This window comes from Paenibacillus sp. P13VS (genome assembly GCF_015143645.1).
Taxonomy (GTDB): Bacteria; Bacillota; Bacilli; order Paenibacillales; family Paenibacillaceae; genus Paenibacillus; species Paenibacillus xylanilyticus_A.
Map to the genome: position 1 here is coordinate 328,786 of NZ_WYEV01000004.1, position 25,015 is coordinate 353,800.

Genomic DNA, 25,015 nt, shown 5'->3' on the forward strand with positions numbered 1-25,015 from the left:
CCTGTACATGTTTAAGCCTCTGATCCCCTTTGAACCCATATCCCGGGACAGCATTCCAAGCGGACCTAACTGGATTGCCCAGGTGAAATGGGATGGGGTTCGCATGCTTGCGTACGAAGATGGCCATGAACTCAGGTTGATTAACCGCAGACTGCACGACCGGACAGTTCAGTATCCAGAGCTGGTCTCTGACCGCAATCTGTGCAGCGTCCCCTCCTACATTCTGGATGGCGAAGTGATTGCGCTTGACCCCGAAACGGGAAAGCCTTCTTTTTACCATGTGCTGCGCCGGGACCGCATGAGCAAACCAGACGCGATCGCCCAGGCCTTGTACCGGATTCCGGTGACTTATATGGTTTTCGATATTTTATACTGTGATGGAAAATGGGTCACGGATCAACCGCTTGCCGAACGCCAGCGTCTTCTTCATCGTGTTCTTAACCCGGGCTCACACGTTCAGGAGGTGACCAATACCTCCGATGCGGCTTCTCTGCTCACCGTTATGAGACAGCATCAGATGGAGGGAATTGTCTGTAAAGACCTCACAAGTACCTATGGCATCAATGGCAAGGATCAGCGCTGGCAAAAGGTTAAAATCATGCATGATCTATATGCCATGATTGGCGGGGTTACCTACCGTAGCGGCGTCGTTAACGCCATTGCGGTTGGTGTATATGATGGGCCTCATTTTGTCTATATTGGTCATGTCGGCACAGGTAAGCTGAACTCAGCTACCTGGCGTAAACTGACCGAGGAAGTTGAACCTTTGATTCAAAAGGAGCGGCCGTTCCATAACGTGCCCGAACGAAGCTCCGAAACGACATGGATCAGGCCCCAGATCGGAGTCAAAGTGCAATACATGGAACTGACCCAGCATCGCACTCTCCGCCATCCAAGCATACAAGCATTTGCTGAAGTATCTCGTGAAGATTGTCTTGCCAGCCAGCTCACCATCGAGGTGTAGTAGGTGTGTTTTATTTTTTTAGACTCATGAAAAGGGAGGTGTTCATATGCCCCGTACGATCAAAGGTACCATTACCATCGAGGGAGTAGAGCTTACTGTAACCAATCCCGACAAATTACTGTGGCCTGAAGCAGGAGTAACGAAAGCCATCTATCTGCAGAAGCTTGCCGCTATCGCTCCCTTTCTGCTGACGTACACCAGGAACCGCCTCCTGACAACCATCCGATATCCGCATGGTGCAGGCGGTGAATTTTTTTATCAAAAAAATGCTCCTGAACCCATTCCTGAGTTCGTACGTACCGAAATTCATGAGGGCATCCGCTATATCGTCATGGACGGTCTTCCGGAGCTGCTGTGGCTCGGCAATCTTGCCGCCCTGGAATTCCATCCCTCGTTACATGCTGTAGGCAGTCATCTCCCATGTGAATGGATGATTGATCTCGACCCCTCTCTTGAAGAGGAGCCGCGTATTATGCAGGCTGCTCTAATCGTAGGCGAAACGCTGACTTCCCTTGGCCTCCGTTCCGTACCCAAAACTTCCGGTGCCACAGGCATACAGATCATCGTTCCCATCCGACAGGGCGTCACCTTTGATGAGCTGCGGGATATTGGTCATTTTGTCGGCAAGTACGTCACCCAGAAGCATCCCGACCTGTTTACACTGGAGCGGCTCAAAAAGGACCGCGGAGACCGCATATATTTCGATTACCTGCAGCATTATGGCGGCAAAACCCTGGCAGCACCGTATACACCGCGAGCTAAACCCGGAGGTACCGTATCCACCCCGCTCACATGGGATGAAGTTCGGAACAATGTGTCGGTTAAGGATTATCACTTGATGAATATTGTGGAACGGCTGCAGCAGGTAGGCGATCTCATTGCCAGCGTGGAGCCGCAGCCCGTAGAACTCATTACGCAGCACCTCAAAAAGAAATAGCCGGCAGCCCTCAAACCGAGGACGCCGGCTATTTCTTCATTTCTTATTATAAGCTTCTCACATCGGGTAAGACTCGCTAATGGATACCTTTTTTCTTGAAACGTCCGCCCTTCACGTCATGAATGTTACCGATCGCCACAAAGGCATGCGGGTCCCAATCTTCCACGATCGACTTCAGCTTCGCTTCTTCCAGACGAGTAATGACCACGAAGATAATTTTCTTCTCATCCCCGCTGAATCCGCCTTCCCCATCCAGGAAAGTAACCCCACGACCGAGACGGTCTGTCAGGGCTGAACCGATATCCCGATATTTCTCACTGATGATCCATACCGATTTGGACTGATCCAAACCTTCATTGACGATATCAATCATCTTCATAGCAATATAGTACGCGATCATTGAATACAGGGCGTTCGGCCAACCGAATACAAATCCTGCGCCTGCGAAAATAAACACGTTAATGAACAAAACAATCTGTCCGACAGACAATGGTGACTTCTCACTCAGCAGGATGGCTACGATCTCCGTACCATCAAGCGATCCCCCAGACCTGATAACAAGGCCGACACCGACCCCCAGGATCAATCCGCCAAAAACAGCTCCGAGCAGCGGCTCACCCGGTGTCAATGCAGGAACATGGTGCAATAAAGAAGTTCCGATGGACATGGCCACAATGCCAAGCAATGTGGATAACGCGAACGTTTTACCAATTTGTTTGTAACCCAGGATCAGAAATGGCAAGTTGAGCAAGGTCAGGAAAATCCCGAGCGGCAGATTCGTAAGCTCTGACACCATAATCGAGATCCCCGTAATCCCACCATCAATGACGCCATTAGGCACCAGAAATATTTCAAGTGATACGGCCATCAGTGCGGCACCAACCAAAATCATTACAATACGTTGCAGGAGCTTCAGTGTAAATACCGAGCTTTTTACATTCCGATCCGGCTTCGATGTTAATTCTTTAACCGTTACATTGGACATGGTATCCCCCCCGTTTGATCAATATGTGAATCAATTTCATAAATCATTTAAATACCGGACGGGGAAACTACATATAGAAGAAAACGATCTCGGTCGAACCCTATACGTACCCTGCTATAAGCATCTAAAAGCAATATGAAATGGATTCAAATATGTCTTAATTCCGGTTTACACTTCGAAAAGAGAGCAAAAGGGAGCCTGTTTCCCGCAGACTCCCCTCCTTCGCCAAGACATGATTTATATATTTATTATATCATAAAAGATCAAATTTGAGCAAAATAGTTAGCAAAAAGAAGATAAATTCAAAAAAAGTGAATTTATCTTCAGAAATCGAACCTAAAACGGCTAAAGCAGCGGAGAAAGCATGCGAGAAAGTATTTCTGCCCCTTTTTGTCCTCGTGATCGCCCCTGAAAGACCTCCAGATCAATTTTGCTGCATTCCTGCAAATCCCGTTCAAAATCTTCAATAAGCCGATTCATGGAAGAAGACTCAAACAAGACGGCGGTCAACTCAAAGTTGCAGAAAAAACTCCGCATATCCATGTTCGCAGTGCCTACGGTTGCAAGGAGTTCGTCCACAATCATGACCTTGGCATGTACAAATCCTTTTCGATATTGATAAAACTCCACGCCCGCACGAAGCAGTTCCTCAACGTAAGAAAGGGAGGCCAGATGAACAAGCCGGGAATCCGACTGGTAAGGAATGATAATCTTAACATCCACTCCGCTTACAGCTGCCGTCTTAAGTGCTTCATACAGGGCAGGGTCCGGAATAAAATAGGGACTTGTAATATAGATGCGGTTACAGGCTACCGAGATGGCACCAAAACACATCTCCTGAATGGCATCCCACTCCTGGTCGGGACCGCTGGCGAGAATTTGAATGCGTTCTTCACCGCTGCATATGTGGGGCGGGAACAATTCGGTCAATTGAGGTTCGGAAATCTGCTCTCCAGATGCCAGCTTCCAGTCATTAAGAAATGTATTTTGCAGGAAATAAACGGCATCTCCCTCGATCTGCACATGAGTATCCCGCCAAAATCCAATCTTCGGATACTGCCCAAGATAATCATCGCCTACGTTAATCCCGCCCACGAATCCCACCTTGCCATCCACAACGACAATCTTGCGGTGGTTGCGATAGTTCACCCTGCGGTCAATCGTGGCGATCAATGGTGGAAGAAAGAAGTGAAACTCCACTCCCGCTTCCTTCAGCTCGCGGATAAAGCTCCAGCTCATTTTATGACTGCCCAGGCCATCACAAATAAATCGAACCTTAACCCCTTCCTGTGCCTTACGAATCATGACTTCCTGGAATTGGGTACTGATCACATCATCACGGAAGATATAAAATTCCACGTGCAAATGATGTTTCGCCTTCTCCATTTCATGCAGCATTGCAGAAAATGCCTCTTCTCCATTTGTGAGCACCTTGCTATGGTTACAACCGGTTATCGGGCTTTCCGACAGATGCGTTAATAAATTGAACAACCGCTGCTGATGCTCGAAGCCGTGGTCCGGCATCTGCGAAGCATCCTCCACGATATGGGCTTGTTCCCAGATGGTCTCTCTGATCTCGCGGAAGATTCGTGATCCTGCCTTGCGGACCTTTTTACGCTTGTTATAGTCCTGAGCGACAAAGTAGTACACCACGAATCCAACGAGTGGAACGCAAAATAAAATAAACAGCCAGGCCACTGCCTTGGACGGATTACGGAATTCCAGCACCAATATTGTGGCTGCCTGAAAAATAAAAACAACTAAGATGATGACCAGCCAAATCATTCGGCTTCCCCCTCGATGACGTTCTACTGCCTTTCTCTCTCTCTTCATCAGTTTTGACGATAAAGGATATAGCTAATCATAGATACCCAATGTTAGGCACATTCGTAACGTTCGCATAGATAAAACATTACATACATAAACTAAACCTACGTTTTTTGGACGGGTCTTCCTTTGAAAGGGTTGTCTATACTGACTGTGTTTGCATCTACATATTCTTTATCATGTCTAAAAAACCGCATCACAGCGCGATTTTCAGGCATTTCACCTTCCATAGTCTTCCTCCTTGGCCCCGCAGGAGGTGGTCTTCTGACGTTAAATTCGATATAATATTCGTTAAAAACTTATTACCTAAAGGAGAAGAGTAGTGAATGGACAGTGAGAGGTATGCGTTAAATTTAGTATTGGTTGCGATTTTGATAGGATTTTCAGCATTTTTCGTTGCGGTTGAATTTGCCTTGGTACGAATTCGTCCAAGCCGGATTGACCAAATGATTGCAGAAGGAAACAAGCGTGCTCTGGCTGTCAAACAGGCTGTTGCCAACCTGGATGGATATCTGTCCGCATGTCAGCTCGGGATAACCATTACATCCCTCGGTCTTGGATGGCTTGGTGAACCGACGGTTGAGAAAATTCTCCACCCTGTGTTTGAAAGCATGCACTTACCTGAGACGCTCTCATCATTCTTATCGTTTGTTATTGCCTTTGTCGCCATTACATATTTGCATGTTGTGGTTGGTGAACTTGCTCCCAAAACGATTGCAATCCGCAAAGCTGAAACGGTTGCGCTCCTGACGTCTACACCTATCATCTGGTTTAACCGAATTATGTATCCTTTTATCTGGCTGTTGAACGGCTCGGCGAATCAACTGGTCAAATTGTTTGGAATCAAGCCTGCGTCCGAGCATGAAGAGGCGCACTCAGAAGAAGAACTGCAAATTATCATTAATGAAAGCTTCGAAAGCGGCAAAATTAATCAGGCCGAGTTCGGTTATGTTAGCCGGATCTTTGCTTTTGATGAAATGCTCGCCAAAGAAATTATGGTACCCCGGACCGATATGGTCTGCCTTTATGTCAATAAAACGAATGAAGAAAACCTGGAAATTATCAGGGAGGAGCAATATACCCGATTCCCGGTTGTCAATGAGAGCAAGGACGATATCATTGGTATCATCAATACCAAACAGTTCTTCCTGGAGCTCTACGGGAACGACGAACCGGTTGATCTGTCTTCGCTGATTCAGCCCGTATCTGCTGTTCACGAAACGACTCCGGTGAAGGATCTGCTCAAGAAAATGCAGAAGGACGGCGTGCACATCGCGGTGCTGGTCGACGAATATGGCGGTACATCAGGGATTGTAACCATCGAGGATGTTCTTGAACAGATTGTCGGCGAGATTCGCGACGAGTTCGATGCGGACGAAGTGGAAGATATCCAGATCATCAATGAGAACTATGTCATTATGGATGGCAAGGTATCCCTGTCGAAGGTTAACGACATGTTTATGTCGAATCTCGATGCCGATGAATGGGACACCATTGGTGGATGGCTCTACAGCCATCGCCCGGAAATGAACGAGCAGGATGAGTATGAATTTGAGAACCTGACGTTTGTACTTCTGGAAAAAGACAAAAACCGTTTCTACAAGGTGGCGGTTGTACCTAAAGAACCACTTGTCATGTCTGAGTATACGGATGAAAACGAGAAAGAGGCCTAATTGGGCTAAATGAAGGCATCTCCATAGATAAGAAGAAAGAGCACTTACCAATTTAGGTAAGTGCTCTTCTTCTTATCTCCCGCTTGATGCGTCAATTCCCCATGTTATCACTCCACTTTTAATACCCATTTTGCAATATCATCGATAATAGCTTTGGAGACGTTAGATGGTTCAGTGTACTCTTGACCAATTGAAAGTCCATCATAGCTGGATAAGAGATGATTCACCTTTGGATAGCTATTGTACGTTACATTGGAATGACCTTGAAGAGCCGTTTTCCAATTCTGGAATTGATCCATAGACACTTGCACATCATTTTCACCTTGCAGAATAAGCATGGGGATATGTTGTGATTTAGCCAGTTCCGCAGGTACATAATCTCTCTGCTCAAACCACCAATAAGCAGGTTGAAGTGGAAACGCCTCAGGAAGATGATCTACAGAATAATTAGGATCCTTAACGATTGCAGCAACATTTTTGTAAAAATCAACTTGTTTTTGAATGATCGCCGTGTCCAAACCAAGCTGCTTCATCCGATCTAACAAATCTTTCTGCTGCTCGGTAAGCACATCCACAAAGCTGCTACTTGGTGCAGCAAGCAGAATACTTCCTGCAATATCATGTTGTTTATCCTCAGCAATGATTAACGGTACTGCAAACCCGCCTTGACTATGTCCAGCTACAAAAATCGCTGTAGAATCAATATGTGCATTCTTTTTAAGTAAGGCTACGGCATCGTTTACCTGATCCACACTTTCTTGTTTTAATGTGAATTTAGGCTGTGAAGCCACTTTATAGGTATGCTCATAGGTGACCTTATCGTATCTTAATACAGCAACGCCTTGTGAAGCTAAACCTACCGCAAGATCGCGAAATGGCTTTGCCCCACCAATGGCAGCGTCTCGATTGCTAGGCCCAGAACCGTGTACCAGAATGACAACCGGGAAAGGTCCCTCTCCCTTGGGCAAAGTTAATGTCCCTGGTAAAGCTAAATCTCCCTGACCAACCGTAATGTCTTGTTCCGTATAAGCAGATGGATCGTCGTAACTTGGTTTTTGATACACATTTGGAGCAGCCGCGGCAACATACAAGTCATCCACCAGTCCGTCCTGATTCATTCTGACGGTAATATTTACACTGGTAAGCTCTGTTTTAAACGTATATGTGACATTGCGATGCACGGAGTTGTTCTCTACGTGTTTTGCTACGGCTTTATTTGTCATTTTCCCATTTTGACCTTCTAATGCTGACCATAGCTGACTCAATAACGTGGGTGACAACACTCCACTCACCGAGGTATGAACATACTTGGCTGCCTCCTTGCCATCCCCTTCACTTATAAGTGAAATGAATATATCCTCAGGTGCCGCCTTCAGTGCCTCGATAAGAAATCCCCCATCCATATAGGTAACCCCTTTCGTTAACTGAACAGGATGGTCTAAGGGAATGACTTGCCCATCAACTATCGCCTGTTTCTCCCCTACCTTAACTACAATGGTAAGCTCATTTTTTGTTATTGTAATTTGTCCTGTGTTTTGCTGCCAAGATACCTCTGCCCCATTCTTTACTGCAATCTCACGAACAGGAACTAGATTTTCATGATCAACAGGTTTCTCGACAGCTGCTGAGATGGAAGTTACCGGCAGGATAAGGCATACGAAAGTAAGAGAACATAATAGCTTTTTCCAATTGTTCATCGTAATAACTCCTCCTAATCATTTTAGGGTATGCATAGATCTATGAGCATTTATTGGCTCAGAACTCTGCTTATAACAACAATAGCAATGATAAGTAACAACAGGACCCAAGATAGTGGACGAGCGAAGTTAATCGTCCAGCCTATTCCATAACGTTTCTCTACAGTAAAAGAAGGATCATTGGGATTGAAGTAAATAAAACCAAGCTTCCAATACTCATCATCGTTCACAGGCTGCTCCTTAGAGCGTTCGCTATCCTCTTGATGATTACGTATCTTCCCGCCGCCTTGTCTGCCTGTGAGAGACAGCAATATAGCGCCTAATAAGATTCCCACTGAGGTGATCAGACTAATCGCGGTTAACAAGACCTGATTAGGAACGAACATATTGATCTGAATGAAGGCAAATAAGATGGTTAGAAGCAACCCTGTAATGATCGTAAATAGGGACCACTTACGGCGGAATCGGATATGTTCAGCAGCAAATTGGGCAGGATTGGATGGAGTAAGCTGTTGTTTGCTTGTTTTAATACTCCAGTTAACCAGCATCAGGAGGGCAATTACTCCTAGCTGTACCAGATTAATAGCGAGTACTGAAAGGTAGGTTTTAGGCACACTGGAAGTGACATTGCCCTGAAGATCGTATTTCATTGGAATAACGTTAGGTAGTGCATCATAATTCAGGATCGAAATGATCGCAACGGCTACAATAATAGCCAGATGAATTAGAAACCAATAGTTGGAATACGTGAGCTTATTTTGGCGGAAGGTGGTATCAATTTTAACCCGTTGAGGTGCTTCTGCAGGTGGAAGTGTTCCCTTTAACCTTTTCATCTTGAAATGAAAAATTAAATGTAGTGCTACCCAATACACAACGAACATCACGGTGCAAGCACCGGTGATTATTGCTGTAGATTCTTCATTGGCAGATCGGAGTAAAAATAGGCAGACAACTATAACCAACCCGTTTCCGATCAGACTTACTGCAGCAAACGTTTTGCGTAACTTACGTAGAATAGGTGTGTAATAATTATATTCACTTACCGTAACCCCAAAGCTAATGGTTTCCCTTGTTAGATAAGGTGTAAAGGATAGAAGTACGGCTAATGGAGCAAAGATTAAGATGACAGATAAGATACTAAATAGTTGCATACATAACACACTCCCTTATTCGTTTATTCCTTGTTGTGCCCCATCTTCACATCATCATAGATTTGATCTAATATCGCAGACAATTCCTCTTTGGTCATGCCTCGACATATCGCTTCGGCAATAATTGGTCTTAATTCTCTTTGCTGCTTTTTCAAAAAATCATCCGTTAGACCAGGCATTCCATCAGGGTTTACGACAACTCCCTTTTGTCTGTGAATTAGTATGTATCCATCTTGCTTGAGTAGCGTATAAGCCTTGTTGACCGTATGAAGGTTAACACCAATATCTGCTGCCAAATTCCGAACTGAAGGTAGCGCTTCACCTAGCTGCAGTTCACCACTAGCAATGCCTTCGATAATTTGATAAACCAGTTGAGAATAAATGGGAAGTTCGGACTGCATGTCAAGTTGAATAATCAAGAGTTCACCTTCTTTTGTTGTCTGTTATATACCAAGTATAACAGATATAACAAAGGTGAGCAATGCGCATAAAAATAAAGCCGCATATCCATAGTAAGGGCAGGCTTACCTGACCCTTCACCATTGATACTCGGCTTATCTTCATGAGCTTATACTATGTGATTCAAGAGTAAACATGAGTGGAGGCACATGACCGTGCTGTCTTTTACATACCATTCATAGTTCAGTCTTATCTTCGACAATCCGATAATGGATTTTACGAACGATAATTTTCAGAATCATATATAGTGGAATAACAATAATCATACCCAAAATGTTCCACAGATCGGCACCTACTAGCAACAGAATAACTGTTGTCAGCGGATGAATATCCAGCTGCTTGCCATATACATAGGGAGATATCAGGTTATCTTGAATCTGCTGGGCAACGACAATAATGATTAGCGACCAGATCGCCATCGACGGAGATTCAATAAAGGCCACTATCACGACCGGTATCGCCGCCAATATGGCACCCACATAAGGAATAAAGTTCAATATGATGGAAGCTGCCGTCAGCAATAACGCATATGGCAAACCAAGAATAAGAAAACCAATGTACATCAGGATCCCGAGTGCAACATTGACAATAACTCGCCCAACAATAAAATTGCTCAGCGCTTCATCAATTTCATGAACGGTCTCTTCTCCATCCTTCCGATAACGTCTCGGCAAAAGCAAGGTGAGATTGGTGCCAAACTTGCTGCCTTCCTTAAGCATGTAATACAGCATAATTGGAAAGGTAGCCAAAATGATGACCAGATTGGATACAACCGAGAACAGACCTGACAGATAATCACTTACCTGTGTAATTCCCTGTGTCAGGAATTCGGAAAATCTTGACACAAGATCCGAGTCCTCCGGCAAGTATCTGGACAGGAATCCGTTTCTCTCCAGTTCGTTTAGCTGTTCACTAAGTGAGGCTATTAGAGCTGGCGTATTTTCAATAAAGTTCCACAGCTGCTCACGAAGTGACGGCCATATGAGCACGCTAAACCCGGCAATCAGCAGGGCAATCACAACATAAATAATGAGAACGGACAGGGCTCTTTTCAACCGATGTCGTTCCATGAAATCAACGAGCGGCCGAAGCAAATAATAGAAAAAGCCCGCGATTAACAGCGGAATAATAATGATATGTATTAGTGAAGTTAACGGGCGGAAAATAAAGTTCACCTTATCTCCCAAATACACAATGAGCAGCAGCAATATAATGGCTGTGCAAATTCGGTAGAACTTGTTATTTATCAAGAAAATGATCCCTCCATACACTGCTCTGCCAGCACCGGGCTATAATCTGGTGTACCTTCTTCAGTCACCTGATTATATGTACCCTTAAATGCAAGTATTGCCACATTGCATGTCAGTTAACGTGAAGGACCTTTCTCTTGCCGATGAAAAATGAGCAAAAAAAGAAGCAGGCGGTTAGCCTGCCACATCTCTTTTGCTGAATACAACCCATGAAACAACCATAAAAATCACATAGTACACAGCGAGTACGGCAACCGAGAAACCAAGGGTCATTCCCGCGTTACCCCCGCCGAACAATCCGAGGTCCATTCCCGAATTCATATACCGGCTGAGATCCATGTTATTAAATAGTACATATTTGGCCCAGTCATAGCGAGCCGGATTGAAGATCAAGGCAAAGATACTCTGGGTAAACATGATAAACAGTGACAGGCCAATCGCCAGTGCTCCCGAACGAAACACGGAGGAGACCATAAAGGCTATGGCCAGCGTAATAAACAGATCAACGTACAGGTATGCCCATAACGTAAAGGCATATGATGCCGAGGTCACGCCGCCAGCTGCACTTCCATCATGGGAGAACAGAACATAGGACATCCCTGTTGCGAGCAAGAGAATAAGCACTGTACTGAGCAGACTGAATCCCAGAACCGTAATGTATTTGGAAGCCAAAATTTTGCTGCGTGACCACGGACGAATAAGCAGCAGTTTAATTGTGCCCCATGTGAATTCACCAGCTACCGCTTCAGCCGCAATGACCACACAGAAGATGGTATTCAGGAAAAATACGATCTGAACCGTCGTTATTGCCGCTTCCCAGAAGTAAACGTCACTGCCTCCCATGCCTTCTCTCAGCAGCACCGGAAGCAGCAGCGAAATTAAAGCCAAAAATGAAAGCATAATCCAGGTACGGGGACGCCGAAAGATTTTCATATTTTCATTCAACAACAGATTTCCAAAGTTAGGCAATACCTCCGCCCCCAGTCACTTGTAAAAATTGATCTTCGAGTGTATGTGTCACGTTGCGGATACCGTATACCTGTATTCCTTCGCTTACCAGTCTGGCATTGAAATCCGGAATCTGGTCACGCGACAGGCGCACCACAAGCATGTTGCCTTGAACAGTCGCATCCTGAATGAGTTCTGAAGCACGCTGTGCATCATTCACCTCAAAGACCACTTCCGTCAGTGCATCCGCACCAGCTTCAGCTTTGAGGTTTCTCACGTCAATCAGCTTACCATTTTGGATAATGGCGACCGTATCACACATGAGTTCCATCTCTGACAACAGGTGACTGGACACAAAGACCGTAATGCCTTCTTCACGGGTGAGCTGACGAAGATAATCCCGAAGTTCCCGAATCCCTTGCGGATCAAGGCCGTTGGTTGGCTCATCCAATACTAGCAGCTTCGGCTTATGTAATATGGCTTGGGCGACACCAAGACGCTGACGCATGCCCAAAGAATAAGTTTTCACCTTGTCATGAATACGGGCGGTAAGCCCTACACGCTCAATGGTTTCCGCAATGCGTTCCTTGGTAATTCCTGGCGACATGCGGGCAAAATGGACGAGGTTCTGATATCCGGTGAGAAATTTGTACATTTCCGGATTCTCTACAATGGCACCTACCTGGGCCACCGCCTGCTCAAATTCATTTTTGATACTATGTCCCGAGATGATAATATCTCCCTTGCTAATGGACATAAGTCCGACCATCATCCGGATCGTTGTTGTTTTCCCGGCACCATTAGGCCCTAAAAAACCAAAAACCTGCCCCGGAGAAATATCCAGAGTCAGGTCGCTGACCAACGATCGGGAAGATATGATTTTGCTGACGCCCTGAAGTCGGACGACCGGCTCCTGCTGCATGCAATTCCCTCCCTCATCGACAGGCTAATAAATCATGCCCGCCTCTCATATGAACATAGTGTATCATAATCTTTGGTATAATGTCCCGTAAACTGGGTGTTCTCCTTACGCTTCATATGGATCTGACACGCTCCACAGCATCCAAGCGGCATCTCACTCCGGTAAAATCCGGTGCGAAATACGTGATTGCCTCCATAGCCCTCTTCCTTTAATTCGACAGAGCCTCTACCAACCGACACAATCATCCCACAACTGACACAGTAAAAGCGGCTCGTTTCGATCACAGAAATTCCTTCCCCTCAACAAGGAGCACTGTAGTCCCTGTTATTTGTCGTTAGAAGCTGAATTTTGATACATTTTGTATCTATCTCGTAATTTACTTGACCCCAGGACTATTGTCAAGCCCCTTCTGGCTTTAGAATAGAGTAAAACACAAAAAAAGCTCTATAAATGCGACAAAAGTCTCGCATTTATAGAGCTTAAAATAGGAGCAATGATACAATATGATGCAAAGTATAGGTATATATTAAACTGCCACCACACATCACGAGGATCACTCGCTGCTCTCACTTGAATGCTGTTCCTCGCCCTTGTCAGGGTAATACCAGAGCAGTGTCCACTCCTGTCCATCCTGCACGACGTAACAGGTCTGTACAATATCCAATTGCCCAAAGGTACTTCTGTACTTCATGGTTATTCCGACCTTGTACGCCTCGGGAAATGGCTTTACGCCATCCATCACCGTAACATCAAATTCCCGCTCGGGCTTTTCCATCTCAAACTCAAAGGTTTCCACGCCGAAATGCTGCATGAAGATATGAGCTCTGGACTGTAAATAGGCACTTTTGGAGAAACGCTCTTTCATTAATGGGTGAAACAGTTCCCATGAGCTGCCGAAATCACCTGCCTGCTCATACTTGTAAAACTCTTCAACCACCGAAGCAGCGTCGTCCGGCGCATCTGCCCGAAAGAGATAGGGGATCGTTCTGCCTATTAACCATAGCAGCAACAGCACAAGTGCGATGAATCCGATCTTTTTGAACAAGGCATTACGATTGCGTCTTCGCAGCATGTCCGTCCCTCCTGTCCTACTCCATTCTTATGATGAATAGCCGGAAAGTAGAAGCTGGAGGAAGAAGAGCATTTCCTGGGAAATCCCTTTGTTCAAGATCATCTCAAGAACTCTAATGTCCGCGAGACCTTAATTTACGAATCACAGTCTTCGTCATTACATATGTTGCAATTCCGAAGCAGCCTCCGATCAGATCCACGCCGATGTCACGGATCGAACTTGTTCGATTAGGGCTGAACTGTTGTATATATTCATCGATTGAGGCTATTATAGCCACCACAACCAGCGAAGCAGCGATACAGGTCACCATTCGCATTTTCCTGTATCGCAGTCCACCGTAGACAAGTACTGCGAGCACAGCGTAGACAAACAAGTGTGCACTCTTTCGAAAGATAAACTCGGCAAAATCATACGGTCTCTGCCTCAATGAATAGTCATTCTCTCCGTAAGTGAACTGTATATCAGGCAAAGCGAATCCGATTTTGACTTTGTCGGACAATTGATGCAGCCAAGGCTGAATGGTTTGCTGCTGGTATGATTGTTTGGACATGGACCAAATCACCAAGATCCAAACTGCAACCAGCAGCAAGGACAAGATAAAACCGAATAATCTCCGTTTGCGTCCGTGTCTCCTTTTTCTGGAGCCCTCCTCCATCAGTATTGTTATCACCACTTTCGTTACCCAATCCAAAACCTTTTATTTCTGCAAATTCTCCCGAATTATTCCATGAATGCGATCCCGTTCCTGTTGTTCCACAATGTAATAGTAAATACCATTGATTTTTTCGCCCTTGCCCTTGATTTCCACTGTATCAATATGTTCAAGATCACTGCGGTAATCCAGAATGAGTTCCTTCATTTCATCAAACGTCAGATCCGTCCTAACGTGTGTCCCGAGCTCATCCAGCATATTCTGAAGATTAAGTACACTGGAGAACTGCATTGTATTTTTCATCATTTGTTTCAGTACTTCACGCTGTCTTCCATTACGTCCTAAGTCTCCTTGGGGATCATCATACCGCATTCTTGAAAAACCAAGTGCAGCCACACCATCCAGATGAATATTTCCCTGTTCGTACCGTCGGCCGTCATAATCGAATGCAAACGGATTATTTACGTCCACACCACCGACCAAATCAATGATTTTCGCAAAACCTTCCATGTCCACCTTCATGTAATAGTGAATAGGGGCATCCAGAAACTGTTCCACGGTTTTCACCGACATGTCTACGCCCCCGAAGGCATACGCATGATTGATTTTGTCTTCTGTGTTGTGACCTACAATCTCGGTTCGTGTATCCCTCGGAATATTAAACATAAGCACTTGTTTTTTGCCAGGATTCACACTTAATACGATCATCGTATCCGAGCGCCCTGGATCGTTCGGGCGTTCATCCACCCCGAGAATAAGAGCATTGAAGGGCTCTTTACTATTAATATCAACAGGCAGCCCGCCTCTACTGTCCGATATGGACACGGGCTGAGCCGGATCACGCGGCTCATAGATCTGATCAGCCGTAGATTTGACGGACTGGTATAGATACGTCGCATACCCAAACACTGCAATGACGAAAATGGAAACGACCCAGATCGAAATTTTCATCCACTTTTTCATGGTATTTCCTCACTCACGTTATGATGATCTTCCGTTTAGATGATTGCTGCCGCTTTGCCTTCAGCGTGGTTAAGTCCAGGACGGCCTACAGAATAATACTGAAATCCGGAGGCTTTAATTTGTTCCTTGTTATACACGTTACGTCCGTCAATCATGATTGCTTCATTCATCATGCTTGCAAGCTCTTTCAGATTCATCTGGGAGAATTCTTTCCACTCGGTTAGCACGCAAAGGGCATCGGCTCCTTTGGCAGCATGAAGGGGGTTTTCTTCCCAAACAATCGAGGCGGCATCAACTTCTCTTCGGAAGTTGGTTGTGGCAATTGGATCATACGCCTTAACCACAGCCCCGGCTTCTGTCAAATATTTAATAATATCAATAGCTGGTGCGTCCCTGACATCATCTGTATCAGGCTTAAAAGCAAGACCCCAGATAGCTATGGTTCTACCGTTAAGGGTTCCAAAAATCTCCTCAAGCTTGCGAATCACATTGAAACGTTGATCCTGATTCACCTGAACTACAGATTTCAATAATTTGAAATCATAATCCACTTGGCCAGCAATCTGAATCAGTGCCTGTGTATCTTTCGGGAAACATGAACCACCGTAACCAATGCCAGCTTTCAGGAATGAAGAACCAATCCGTTTATCATATCCCATGCCTTCTGCTACACGTGTAACATCTGCGCCAACCTTCTCACATATATTCGAGATTTCGTTAATAAAAGATATTTTCGTTGCGAGGAATGCATTGGATGCGTACTTAATCATCTCTGCCGACCGAATGTCCGTAATGATCAAGTTTTCGGTTAATGGGCGATGAAGTTTCTTGAGCGCTCGAATTGCTCGTTCACTGTCCGTACCAATCACGATACGATCCGGGTTCAGTGTATCCTTCACAGCCGAACCTTCCCGTAAGAATTCAGGTACCGAAGCTACATCAAATGGTTGAGTGGAGATACTCTGGATGAGCTCTCTTACGCGATCATTAGTGCCCACAGGCACTGTGCTCTTGGTCACCACAATTTTATAGCTCTCCAGATGGGTACCAATCTCGATTGCCACCTGCTCAACAAATCCCAGATTGGCCTCGCCGTTTGGCAAAGAGGGGGTTCCGACTGCGATAAAAATAATATCGGATTCACGAATAGCCTCTGCGATATCGGACGTGAAGGATAACTTGCCTGCCCGTTTGTTGGCAACCATGAGTTCCTGGAGTCCTGGCTCGTAAATGGGTACTTCCCCTGCATTCAGCATTTCAACCTTGTCCTGATTGTTATCTACACAGATGACCCGATTGCCGAGTTCAGAAAAGCAGACTCCCGATACAAGACCTACATACCCTGTTCCAATAACCGCAATATTCATCTTGTTTTCCCCCAGTTCACACAATTTTGGATGATGTCCGCCCATTCCATTTCAATTCTTACAATATCCTCTTCGATCAGCTCGCTGCCCATCTGGACTTCGATAATTTCCAGTTCTGTAATAGCTTTCACACTATGTTTTCCGCCAGACGGAATTGAAATGGTATCGCCCTGATGAATCCGTTGTAAATCACCATCCAGAATGAACTCACCCTGTCCGGAAACGACCGTCCAAACTTCGTTTCGTTTCAGATGATATTGATAGGACAGATTTTTATCGGCTTCAATAATAATGCGTTTCGTTAATACCTCTTCGCCCTTGGAATTCCGTGTATAATCGAGCACTTTATAGCAGCCCCAGCGCCGTTCTTCATACATAGGACGTTCCGCACTATCTTTGAGGACTTCTTTGATCTGTGGACTTGCCTCTTTCTCGCTGACCAGAATACCATCCGGGCTTGTAGCCACAATTACATTAGAAACGCCCAGTACGCATACCGGGATGTTCAATTCGTTGACCAGATGTGTATTTAATGAGCTGTCTGTAACAACTCCCTTGCCTACAATGTTAGTGCTCATTTCATCTGTCAGCGTATTCCACGTCCCCAGGTCTTTCCAGTATCCATCGTAAGGTGTAACGACAATCCGAGATGCTTTTTCCACGACTTGATAGTCGAAACTGATTTTCTCCAGTCTGCCATATTGCTTAAGCATCTCTTCATACTGGATGGGCAACTCAAGCTCGATCAGCAGATTAATCAGATAATTAAGCTTGAACGCAAAAACCCCGCAGTTCCAAAGGGCAGATTGCTCAATCATCTCTGCCGCTTCAGCCTCGCGAGGTTTTTCTTGAAAACGGGATACCTTGGCGTACTCCATAGGTTCATCCTTAGTTCCTATTCGTTGTTCTGGCACAATATAACCGTACTTTTCAGAAGGGTACGTAGGCTGGACGCCAATCAAAGCCAATTCAGCACCGGAATTTTCTAACACCTGGTCTAGCTCGGTAACCTTGTAAAAGAAAGATTCCTCCACATATGGGTCTACAGGAAGTATAGCTACCGTTTCATTCAGCCCTACCCCTTGCACCGAATAGAGATATGCAGCCGTCAGAGCAATAGCCGGGAAGGTATCCCTGCGTTCTGGTTCAACAACCAGATCCACTTCTTCTCCCAATTGGCTGCGTAAAATTTCCACTTGAGGCTTACTCGTAGCAATCGTCGCCTGGTCACTCAACCCCGTTTGCTGCAGCTGTCTCCATACACGCTGTACCATTGATTCCGATTGCCCTTGCGGTCCTTCAAGCACCTTGAGGAACTGCTTCGAACGTGTATCATTGGATAAGGGCCACAACCTTTTGCCTGATCCTCCGGATAGAAGTACGATTCGCAATATGATCACTCCACTCTATATTTTTCAAAAAACGGATGCTGCTTGAAAGTGATGTGCAGGCTACACAGACACGGTTGACTGCATGTAATTATGATCGATCTTTGCACTTTTCTTAGCAGAAGATAAATCCAGTGTGGCCGTGTTGACCTGGTGGGTCCATATTCGATAATATCCGGAGTTTTTGCCGTATGAATTATCGATTAGAAGATTGGGCTTCGCCATCAAACAAGACAAGATATGTCCATGCAACCTAGAAGAATGAATCATCTCATATTCACTGAAACAACGAATTGCTTTGTTGACCAAATAATCACTGTAATTCATCCAGATCTTCTGAAGCAGCCGTCTGCCTCTTCCTTTACGAAGTCCAAGCCCTAGCCAATACACCAGTTTGCGCTCGTAGCGATTATACAGAGTAGGCCAATCCAGAAAATCCCCTTGCTGATCTGCAGCCATATGAGAAGGTTCTGCCGCTTTTTCGATATCTGTTCTATAAAAATTCAATCGTTCTTTGCGCGGTGAGCTAGTTCTCTCGATCGGCCACAATTGATGAGCCATATCTGGTATCAATGAAACGTGGCACCCTTTAAAGTTCTCCGTTGCGATCTGATAAGAGGGTTCATCTCGTACAAACAGATGAAGATCGGAATGTTGGCTGAATACTTCAGCCGTTTTACGCAGAGCGGTTTCTTCCTTGAAGAAGATCGTTTGAGGAAGTATAATGATCCGATGCTCGGGATATTTTCGTATTATGTTTTCCCTGAGACGTTGATGGGCTTCGTATAAATCACCGAAATTCCCACCACCATGAAGCACAATAATATGGTCTTTGGGGATTACTGTTTGTTCATTGAAATCGTGGACACTGTAACGTTCAGCAACTTGTATTCGATAGTCTTTGAAAAAGGCTTCCGTCCCTTTCATAATCAACAGATCGCCGCAATTGCTATGCACAGGATAATCAATATAGTAGATTTTGGACTCAGGAGGCATGATCTCCAATATCTGCTCAAGCTTCTTCTTCAACTCATCCATGCGATGAGTCCTTTGCAAGTTTGGCATCTTTTCCGGCTCCTTTGAGTATATTTTTCTCTCTTAAACGATCCTTTAGAAATGAAATATCTGCTCGGTCATAGAGCATTTTGCGAATTGGCATTTTAAAAATGACAGAGATAGATATGAGCGACATCAGAATACGTACAAATGAACCCAGTAACAGGGCGAGGCCAATCCCAAACAGTCCGAACAACGGAGTTAACACAAAAAACAAGGTAATCGTCACACCAAGTGCTATAACCTGACGTAAAACAATTACGCCTGGTCGACCCAGTGCATTAAAAGCCGAAGCCAGAATCCATGATCCCCCGCCTACAATGCATTCAAGAGAAAGCAGATAAAAGGTATTGCTCGCCTGAAGAAACTCAGGTCCAAATAGTAGGCCAATAAAAAAACGACCAATCAGCATACTAGGTATGATGATGATCGTCATAAGAACCATACTGATTCGAAAAGCTCTTCCTACGAGTGTCAGTACTTTCTCCTGTTCCATTCCTGCAACTTTGGGAAAGATCACATTTGTGATTGCCATCTGTACTACATTGAACATGCGGGACAGCGCATAAACCACAGAATATAAACCAAAATCCATCGGTGTTAAAAGCGCCAGGATAATAATTTTGTCGAACTGGTTATATAACGTGCCTAACAACTCTACTCCATACACTCGAATGCCGTAACTAAACAAATGAATACAGGTTTTGAATTGAGCAACTAATTGATTGATCGAACCGAAAATCTGTTGTCGCATCATGAACATGTAACCGAGCAGAACCAGAATATTGGCTGCAAAACTGATCATGATGGCTTTCTCCACAGTTAATAACCCTGAAGCCCATAGTGCAATAAGTCCAAACAAATTAAAAAGAGGGGCAAGCAGTCGGGAGAGATTATAAATATGGAACTTTTCCGTACCTTGAGCTGATGCCGCCAGCACTCCCATAAGTAACAGAACAGGTACCATGGAGACCGTATACCAGCGTGCAATGGTAACTACGGATTCAGAGTATCCGGAGAGCCATAAGGGAATACCAAACCAACTGATTATGCCAGCAATTAAACTAATGGGAAGCTGAACGGCAAAACTCATGCTGATGTATGTCGGCAATTGATCACTGTGTTTTTTCACATTGTAGATGAGTGAAGTCGGTAGCCCGAGAGCTGCAAGTCCTGATATTAATGTAGGCCAGAACAGCACGGCAGCAAGCTCTCCTTTGCCCGTAGCCCCAAACATGCGGGCTGTCACAATGGACGTGAGTGTTGTAACACCCATAATAAGAATATTGGCAAAACTGGTCATGAGAATGTTTTGAATCATGCTGTAATCACGTCTGTTCTTGGCAACGGCCATATTCATTAGGCGTTCAATCCTCTGCCATTACGGAAGGAACCGACAATTGTTCCGTTCCGGTATGATATTTTTGCCATTTCGCTCATCACCTTTTGAACATTATTGAATGATATAACAATTAATAAGGCTGCCTGTATTATTCTAGCTGCATGCTTAAAAATTCCCCACCCGCTTTTTTGATAACGGGTTGCATCGCTAATTCCTTGCCAGTAAACTCTTCTTAACAACCAACGTTTTGTAAGCCTACTTTTAGCAATTTTATGCTCAACAACTGCGTATGGATTGTAAAATACTTTATACTCTAATCGAACCCGGCCAATAAGCTCACTTTCTTCGCTAGACATCAGATTGCTTCCTACACGCCCTAAATCTTCTCTGAAGGGCTGCATCTGCTCAAAAATGCTCATTCTGAAGGCAACATTTGCACCAAATGGAATAGCTGGCGCCTCCATTTCTACTATATCACCAGAGAAATCCATAAGAGTATATAAGCTGATGATATCGTTCGGTATCCATTCGGGCTTGCCACCTTCCCAGATCGGTACGATTTTCCCACCCACACAGCCAATTTCTGAGTTCATGTCAAATATGCGAATAATCTCTCTGATCCAAGAAGGACAGGCCAATGCGTCGTCATCTAAAAATAAAATAAACTCCCCTTTAGCTTCCTTGATAGATCTATTTCGTGCATAGGACAGACCCAATTGAGGTTCGAAAATATACCGAACATTCTCAGGAAAATGATGTGAGTAAAAAAGTTCCTTGGTGTTGTCTGACGAGTTATTATCTACTACCAAAATTTCATAATCTTTTGATTCGGCATCCCCATTCAAAATACTTTCCACGGCCTGCATGGTGTCAACAGCCCTATTGTGTGTACAGATGGATATTGAAGCCCTCATAGTTCCCCTCCAAAAATACAATTTAATGAGGTTACGCCAACTTGTTCAGCAATTGACTACGATGTGACCATAGGCAATGATTGACAACCCAATCATGCCCATTATTCCCCATTTCTTTAGCCAACTTCTCGTTCAGAACTAACTCTTCAATACGGTTGGCAATTTCGATATCATCCATAGGATCAACCAAGTACCCTGTAACTTGATCCTTCACTGCATCAGGTATTCCGCCACTGTTACCTGCAATGACAGGCAATCTGTAATAATTGGCTTCAAGGAACACGATGCCAAAGCCCTCAACGTCACCCTTTTCCTTAATATCACGGCTTGGCATAATGAATATATCCGAGCATTCATATAACTGATGAAGCTCCTGATCGGTTATGCCACCTGTGAAGACAACTATCGAATCCAGACCATACTTGATGACAAGACGCTCTAATTCACCTCGATAAGGACCATCACCACATATCAGATATTTAAGATTCGGGATATGCTTCATGACTTGGCGGATTGCTTTGAGTGTGACATCATGCCCTTTGCGCTCCACCAGACGAGAGACGGTGATCATCACTTTTTTTCCATGCAGATCATACTTGTCTCGAACATCTTCGACGGATTGGTCTGCCCCACTTAACTTACTCACATTCAGGCCTGGAGGAATGATCACGATCTGATGTTCATGTATTCCCAGTTCTATCAACTTGGATTTGGTATACTGACTATTCGCTATCACCTTGTCAGACCGCTTAAGAATCATCATTAGGAGTGGAAATAGCCTGCTGTTTACCATCCCCATAACATCCAGTCCGTGAACGTAAGGGAAATATTTCATTCCAAAGAATGCTTTCATGAAAGGCCCGGCAACGCCTACCGGAAACACATTAACAAAGTGAATCTCACTCGTCTTTCTACGCCATTTCAGAATAATAAGCTGTAGAATCAAAATAACTTGCGATAGGATCAGCAGAACCTTGTTGGAGTTCCAGTATATTCGCTTCCGAATAATCTCAAAGTCTGCTTTCCGGTCAAACTGATTCGATTCCACCTTATCTTTGATTTTATTGGTTAGAACCGTAACCTCTTCTGAAGGAATCTGAGAGATAAGCCCGTAGGCATAATCATGAATCCCTCCTTTTTCTGGCGGAAAATCAATTGCGACAAAAACTTTAGTCATGCGATTTATCTCCCTTGAAAGACCATATGGGTTCAATATTCACACTGTGCTCATAATGATATTCACCGTGTCTTTTGCACATTTGTTCCAGGAAAATAGACCTGAATGATTTTTGCCTTTATACGACAATTGCAGGCTTAAATCTGGATCTGATGTAATTTCAATTAACCGGGAAGCCGCTTCTTTTGGGCTGTTAGGATCAAAATACAGAACTGCATCCCCGCATACTTCAGGAATGGAAGCACGAGAAGATACAATGACTGGGCAGCCTGTTGCCATTGCTTCCAGCGGCGGCAAACCGAAACCTTCATATAAAGAAGGGAAAATAAAACCGGCAGCATCTTCATAAAGTGCCTTTAGTTCTTCATCCGTAACATAGCCCACCCAATTCACTGCATCAGATTCAGCCCATGCTTGTTCACCAAAAACCTTGCTGTTTTTGGAGCCGACAATAACTACGTTCAGCTGATGAGCCTCGATCTCGGGCAAAACATCAAAAATCAAATTAAAATTTTTATAGGGGTTCATCGTGCTAACTGCCAGGATATACGGCGATTTAATCCCATATTTTTCTTTTGTACCTTCAGCGGCCTTTTTCCGATGAATATGGTCGATACCCAGATGAGTGACAGCCAGCTTATGCTCCGCTATTTTACAGTGCTGCATGAGCTCTCCCTTGGAAAAGTGGGATACTGTAATGATTTTTTTTGAGGTTTTGCCCAGACGAACCATCAGGAATTTGTACCAGGAGCGGAATGCAAATGAAAATGCGTTAGGATAATTGAAAACGGCAGCATCATGAATGGTTACGATCTGATTCTTGTTAAAAGCCGGCCCCGTGTTACATAGATTAATTAAGAGGCCATTCTTCGCGTGAAAAGGTAGCTCCAGCTGTTCCCACAGGTGCCCCTTTAGTTTACCGACCACTTTGTGACGAACGTGTTTGAAATCCGGCTGGGTAACTATGTTGGAGGGTGACAATAAACAGAACTCGTACTGGGAAGAATCGATTTCTCCCTGCTCAATCATTGCATCAATTTCTTTTACAAGTTCCAATGCATATCGTTGTACTCCAGTAATCGTTTGAGTAAGAAACCGGGCATTAATATATATTTTAGTCATGTACATCTCCAGCTCTCTTAGAAAGTTCAAAATGACCCGATACAGAGGATCCTATCGCCATATGCCCTACATGGGTATGGTGATAGAGATTCACAATCTCCTCATTCATTCGTTCCGCGTGAAACTTATTCTTATACAAGACATATCCCGCTTCACCCATCTTCTTCAACTCATCCTTGTTAAGGTTTTTGAGAATGTTCAGCAGTTCATGAGAATGTTCAATGTCAAATAAATATCCGCTATCTCCGTGCTCAACCAGTTCTGGCAGAGCTCCGCGCCGGCTTGCAATAACGGGTTTTCGATTCTTCATGGCCTCTACAGCGACTAGTCCAAACCCTTCCCAGCGAGATGGCATGATTACTGCATCACACTGTTGATAATAACGATCAATATCTGCATTATTTACCCAACCCAAACGGATAACATTGTCCGGAAAGCTCCATTCATTCTGTTCCAGCACACTATCCCCAATAACATATAAACGGAGATAACGCTGTAATTCAGGATTATCATTTAATATTCGTAAGAGCAGATCCAACCCTTTTTGCCGATCATATCTGCCTACAAACAATAACTGAATAATTTCAGAATCACGATCTATTTCGCTTATTGAATTCATACCATTATCTTCACGCTCGCGTACACCGTTATACACCAACTTGGACTTGGAGGCAGGTAAACCCAATTTTATGGAACTTTCCAGCTCGTGCTTAGAGATATTAATTATTACATCCGTTCGATAGGCCATAATTTTCTCGATGAATGCATATCCCTTCTTGTACAACGGCTTCGTATCCATAAGAAAAGCCCATCCATGAGAACAATAAAAGATACTGACTTTTTTGGGCTGAATAAAAAATAAGCTCCTTGCAAGTAAACCGGCAAATGAGCTGTGTATGTGAATAATATCCGGTTGTAATTTGCGAATGGTCTGATGAATCTGCCACATCGCCGAAAGAAAATGCTTGGGGTGACGCTTGTATTTGTATTGCAAAATATGATCTGGATCCAAATCAAAACTTGTGGCGCTATTATAAGCACTCATTAGCAGATAAACGTCGAAATGTTTCCGCTGGTATGCTACAACCTCATTAAGATAGGTTGCCATCCCCCCAACAACGTACTCTCCAATATGCAAAACCTTCACTG

The 25,015-nt window shown here is 44.5% G+C and carries 24 protein-coding genes; 3 read left to right on the top strand and 21 right to left on the bottom strand.

Translation table 11 applies throughout. The annotated features are described in order from the left end of the window. The first annotated feature begins 7 nt into the window (after window positions 1-7). The gene (locus tag GUA98_RS11300; RefSeq protein ID WP_193723067.1) at window positions 8-964 is read left to right on the top strand and encodes an RNA ligase family protein; all 957 of its coding nucleotides are present in this window, start codon (window positions 8-10) and stop codon (window positions 962-964) included. A gap of 46 nt (window positions 965-1,010) precedes the next feature. Then, on the top strand, window positions 1,011-1,901 hold the full coding sequence (ligD, locus tag GUA98_RS11305) for a non-homologous end-joining DNA ligase (protein ID WP_153977302.1): 891 nt from the start codon (window positions 1,011-1,013) through the stop codon (window positions 1,899-1,901). 76 nt (window positions 1,902-1,977) lie between these two features. Here ligD and GUA98_RS11310 read toward each other — a convergent pair whose 3' ends face one another. The 3 genes from GUA98_RS11310 to GUA98_RS29960 all read right to left on the bottom strand — a co-directional run bounded on the left by GUA98_RS11310 (window position 1,978) and on the right by GUA98_RS29960 (window position 4,943). Next, the gene (locus GUA98_RS11310) at window positions 1,978-2,886 is read right to left on the bottom strand and encodes a YitT family protein (RefSeq protein ID WP_193723068.1); all 909 of its coding nucleotides are present in this window, start codon (window positions 2,884-2,886) and stop codon (window positions 1,978-1,980) included. A gap of 345 nt (window positions 2,887-3,231) precedes the next feature. Beyond that, on the bottom strand, window positions 3,232-4,671 hold the full coding sequence (gene cls, locus GUA98_RS11315; protein ID WP_193723069.1) for a cardiolipin synthase: 1,440 nt from the start codon (window positions 4,669-4,671) through the stop codon (window positions 3,232-3,234). 146 nt (window positions 4,672-4,817) lie between these two features. Then, a complete protein-coding gene (locus tag GUA98_RS29960; RefSeq protein ID WP_265333582.1) occupies window positions 4,818-4,943 on the bottom strand; it encodes a hypothetical protein in 126 nt (41 codons plus the stop codon). 96 nt (window positions 4,944-5,039) lie between these two features. Between GUA98_RS29960 and GUA98_RS11320 the strand changes: the two genes are divergently transcribed. After that, window positions 5,040-6,386, top strand: coding sequence for a hemolysin family protein (locus tag GUA98_RS11320; RefSeq protein ID WP_193723070.1), 1,347 nt, complete (start codon window positions 5,040-5,042; stop codon window positions 6,384-6,386). A gap of 107 nt (window positions 6,387-6,493) precedes the next feature. Here the strand turns inward: GUA98_RS11320 and GUA98_RS11325 are convergent, their stop codons facing one another. The 18 genes from GUA98_RS11325 to GUA98_RS11410 form a co-directional block, all read right to left on the bottom strand. Further along, on the bottom strand, window positions 6,494-8,083 hold the full coding sequence (locus GUA98_RS11325; protein WP_193723071.1) for a stalk domain-containing protein: 1,590 nt from the start codon (window positions 8,081-8,083) through the stop codon (window positions 6,494-6,496). Window positions 8,084-8,133: 50 nt separating this feature from the next. Further along, window positions 8,134-8,916 (bottom strand): DUF1648 domain-containing protein, encoded by a 783-nt coding sequence (locus GUA98_RS11330; RefSeq protein WP_227779582.1) that lies wholly within the window; start codon window positions 8,914-8,916, stop codon window positions 8,134-8,136. Between the two features lie 341 nt (window positions 8,917-9,257). Further along, window positions 9,258-9,653 carry a GntR family transcriptional regulator gene (locus tag GUA98_RS11335; protein WP_193723073.1) on the bottom strand — a complete coding sequence of 132 codons (396 nt, stop codon included), beginning with the start codon at window positions 9,651-9,653 and terminating at the stop codon, window positions 9,258-9,260. Between the two features lie 216 nt (window positions 9,654-9,869). After that, the gene (locus GUA98_RS11340; RefSeq protein ID WP_193723074.1) at window positions 9,870-10,943 is read right to left on the bottom strand and encodes an AI-2E family transporter; all 1,074 of its coding nucleotides are present in this window, start codon (window positions 10,941-10,943) and stop codon (window positions 9,870-9,872) included. A gap of 174 nt (window positions 10,944-11,117) precedes the next feature. Next, window positions 11,118-11,912 carry an ABC transporter permease gene (locus GUA98_RS11345; protein WP_095360691.1) on the bottom strand — a complete coding sequence of 265 codons (795 nt, stop codon included), beginning with the start codon at window positions 11,910-11,912 and terminating at the stop codon, window positions 11,118-11,120. Next, window positions 11,905-12,813, bottom strand: coding sequence for an ABC transporter ATP-binding protein (locus tag GUA98_RS11350; RefSeq protein ID WP_193723075.1), 909 nt, complete (start codon window positions 12,811-12,813; stop codon window positions 11,905-11,907). Before GUA98_RS11350 ends, GUA98_RS11345 begins: the two co-directional genes overlap by 8 nt. A gap of 32 nt (window positions 12,814-12,845) precedes the next feature. Next, window positions 12,846-13,097, bottom strand: coding sequence for a hypothetical protein (locus GUA98_RS11355; RefSeq protein WP_127538137.1), 252 nt, complete (start codon window positions 13,095-13,097; stop codon window positions 12,846-12,848). 269 nt (window positions 13,098-13,366) lie between these two features. Then, a complete protein-coding gene (locus tag GUA98_RS11360; protein ID WP_153977293.1) occupies window positions 13,367-13,885 on the bottom strand; it encodes a hypothetical protein in 519 nt (172 codons plus the stop codon). 112 nt (window positions 13,886-13,997) lie between these two features. Next, entirely contained in the window at window positions 13,998-14,540 is a 543-nt protein-coding gene (locus tag GUA98_RS11365; RefSeq protein WP_227779635.1) for a VanZ family protein, read from the bottom strand. A 42-nt stretch (window positions 14,541-14,582) separates the two neighbouring features. Next, window positions 14,583-15,500: an LCP family protein gene (locus GUA98_RS11370; protein ID WP_153977291.1), complete on the bottom strand. Its 918-nt coding sequence runs from the start codon at window positions 15,498-15,500 to the stop codon at window positions 14,583-14,585. Between the two features lie 35 nt (window positions 15,501-15,535). Next, window positions 15,536-16,867 (bottom strand): UDP-glucose dehydrogenase family protein, encoded by a 1,332-nt coding sequence (locus GUA98_RS11375; protein ID WP_153977290.1) that lies wholly within the window; start codon window positions 16,865-16,867, stop codon window positions 15,536-15,538. Next, window positions 16,864-18,258 carry a sugar phosphate nucleotidyltransferase gene (locus tag GUA98_RS11380; protein WP_193723077.1) on the bottom strand — a complete coding sequence of 465 codons (1,395 nt, stop codon included), beginning with the start codon at window positions 18,256-18,258 and terminating at the stop codon, window positions 16,864-16,866. Before GUA98_RS11380 ends, GUA98_RS11375 begins: the two co-directional genes overlap by 4 nt. Before the next feature lie 60 nt (window positions 18,259-18,318). Beyond that, on the bottom strand, window positions 18,319-19,320 hold the full coding sequence (locus GUA98_RS11385; RefSeq protein ID WP_193723078.1) for a polysaccharide pyruvyl transferase family protein: 1,002 nt from the start codon (window positions 19,318-19,320) through the stop codon (window positions 18,319-18,321). Further along, on the bottom strand, window positions 19,286-20,671 hold the full coding sequence (locus tag GUA98_RS11390; RefSeq protein WP_193723079.1) for an oligosaccharide flippase family protein: 1,386 nt from the start codon (window positions 20,669-20,671) through the stop codon (window positions 19,286-19,288). Before GUA98_RS11390 ends, GUA98_RS11385 begins: the two co-directional genes overlap by 35 nt. Further along, complete coding sequence (locus GUA98_RS11395) at window positions 20,671-21,567, bottom strand: glycosyltransferase (RefSeq protein WP_153977286.1); 897 nt, start codon at window positions 21,565-21,567, stop codon at window positions 20,671-20,673. The genes GUA98_RS11390 and GUA98_RS11395 overlap by 1 nt, the downstream gene beginning before the upstream one ends. A gap of 31 nt (window positions 21,568-21,598) precedes the next feature. Continuing rightward, window positions 21,599-22,744 carry a glycosyltransferase family 4 protein gene (locus tag GUA98_RS11400; RefSeq protein WP_153977285.1) on the bottom strand — a complete coding sequence of 382 codons (1,146 nt, stop codon included), beginning with the start codon at window positions 22,742-22,744 and terminating at the stop codon, window positions 21,599-21,601. A gap of 39 nt (window positions 22,745-22,783) precedes the next feature. Beyond that, the gene (locus GUA98_RS11405) at window positions 22,784-23,866 is read right to left on the bottom strand and encodes a glycosyltransferase family 4 protein (protein ID WP_162009903.1); all 1,083 of its coding nucleotides are present in this window, start codon (window positions 23,864-23,866) and stop codon (window positions 22,784-22,786) included. Beyond that, window positions 23,859-25,013, bottom strand: coding sequence for a glycosyltransferase (locus GUA98_RS11410; RefSeq protein ID WP_236146702.1), 1,155 nt, complete (start codon window positions 25,011-25,013; stop codon window positions 23,859-23,861). Before GUA98_RS11410 ends, GUA98_RS11405 begins: the two co-directional genes overlap by 8 nt. Between the last annotated feature and the right edge of the window lie 2 nt (window positions 25,014-25,015).

Excerpts from the sequence above, each read along its gene's own strand:
- GUA98_RS11300 (WP_193723067.1), top strand. The coding sequence starts at position 8 with ATGTTTAAGCCTCTGATCCCCTTTGAACCCATATCCCGGGACAGCATT.
- ligD (WP_153977302.1), top strand. The coding sequence starts at position 1,011 with ATGCCCCGTACGATCAAAGGTACCATTACCATCGAGGGAGTAGAGCTT.
- GUA98_RS11310 (WP_193723068.1), bottom strand. The coding sequence starts at position 2,886 with ATGTCCAATGTAACGGTTAAAGAATTAACATCGAAGCCGGATCGGAAT.
- cls (WP_193723069.1), bottom strand. The coding sequence starts at position 4,671 with ATGATTTGGCTGGTCATCATCTTAGTTGTTTTTATTTTTCAGGCAGCC.
- GUA98_RS29960 (WP_265333582.1), bottom strand. The coding sequence starts at position 4,943 with ATGGAAGGTGAAATGCCTGAAAATCGCGCTGTGATGCGGTTTTTTAGA.
- GUA98_RS11320 (WP_193723070.1), top strand. The coding sequence starts at position 5,040 with ATGGACAGTGAGAGGTATGCGTTAAATTTAGTATTGGTTGCGATTTTG.
- GUA98_RS11325 (WP_193723071.1), bottom strand. The coding sequence starts at position 8,083 with ATGAACAATTGGAAAAAGCTATTATGTTCTCTTACTTTCGTATGCCTT.
- GUA98_RS11330 (WP_227779582.1), bottom strand. The coding sequence starts at position 8,916 with ATGAAAAGGTTAAAGGGAACACTTCCACCTGCAGAAGCACCTCAACGG.
- GUA98_RS11350 (WP_193723075.1), bottom strand. The coding sequence starts at position 12,813 with ATGCAGCAGGAGCCGGTCGTCCGACTTCAGGGCGTCAGCAAAATCATA.
- GUA98_RS11360 (WP_153977293.1), bottom strand. The coding sequence starts at position 13,885 with ATGCTGCGAAGACGCAATCGTAATGCCTTGTTCAAAAAGATCGGATTC.
- GUA98_RS11365 (WP_227779635.1), bottom strand. The coding sequence starts at position 14,540 with ATGGAGGAGGGCTCCAGAAAAAGGAGACACGGACGCAAACGGAGATTA.
- GUA98_RS11370 (WP_153977291.1), bottom strand. The coding sequence starts at position 15,500 with ATGAAAAAGTGGATGAAAATTTCGATCTGGGTCGTTTCCATTTTCGTC.
- GUA98_RS11375 (WP_153977290.1), bottom strand. The coding sequence starts at position 16,867 with ATGAATATTGCGGTTATTGGAACAGGGTATGTAGGTCTTGTATCGGGA.
- GUA98_RS11385 (WP_193723078.1), bottom strand. The coding sequence starts at position 19,320 with ATGCCAAACTTGCAAAGGACTCATCGCATGGATGAGTTGAAGAAGAAG.
- GUA98_RS11390 (WP_193723079.1), bottom strand. The coding sequence starts at position 20,671 with ATGAATATGGCCGTTGCCAAGAACAGACGTGATTACAGCATGATTCAA.
- GUA98_RS11395 (WP_153977286.1), bottom strand. The coding sequence starts at position 21,567 with ATGAGGGCTTCAATATCCATCTGTACACACAATAGGGCTGTTGACACC.
- GUA98_RS11400 (WP_153977285.1), bottom strand. The coding sequence starts at position 22,744 with ATGACTAAAGTTTTTGTCGCAATTGATTTTCCGCCAGAAAAAGGAGGG.
- GUA98_RS11405 (WP_162009903.1), bottom strand. The coding sequence starts at position 23,866 with ATGACTAAAATATATATTAATGCCCGGTTTCTTACTCAAACGATTACT.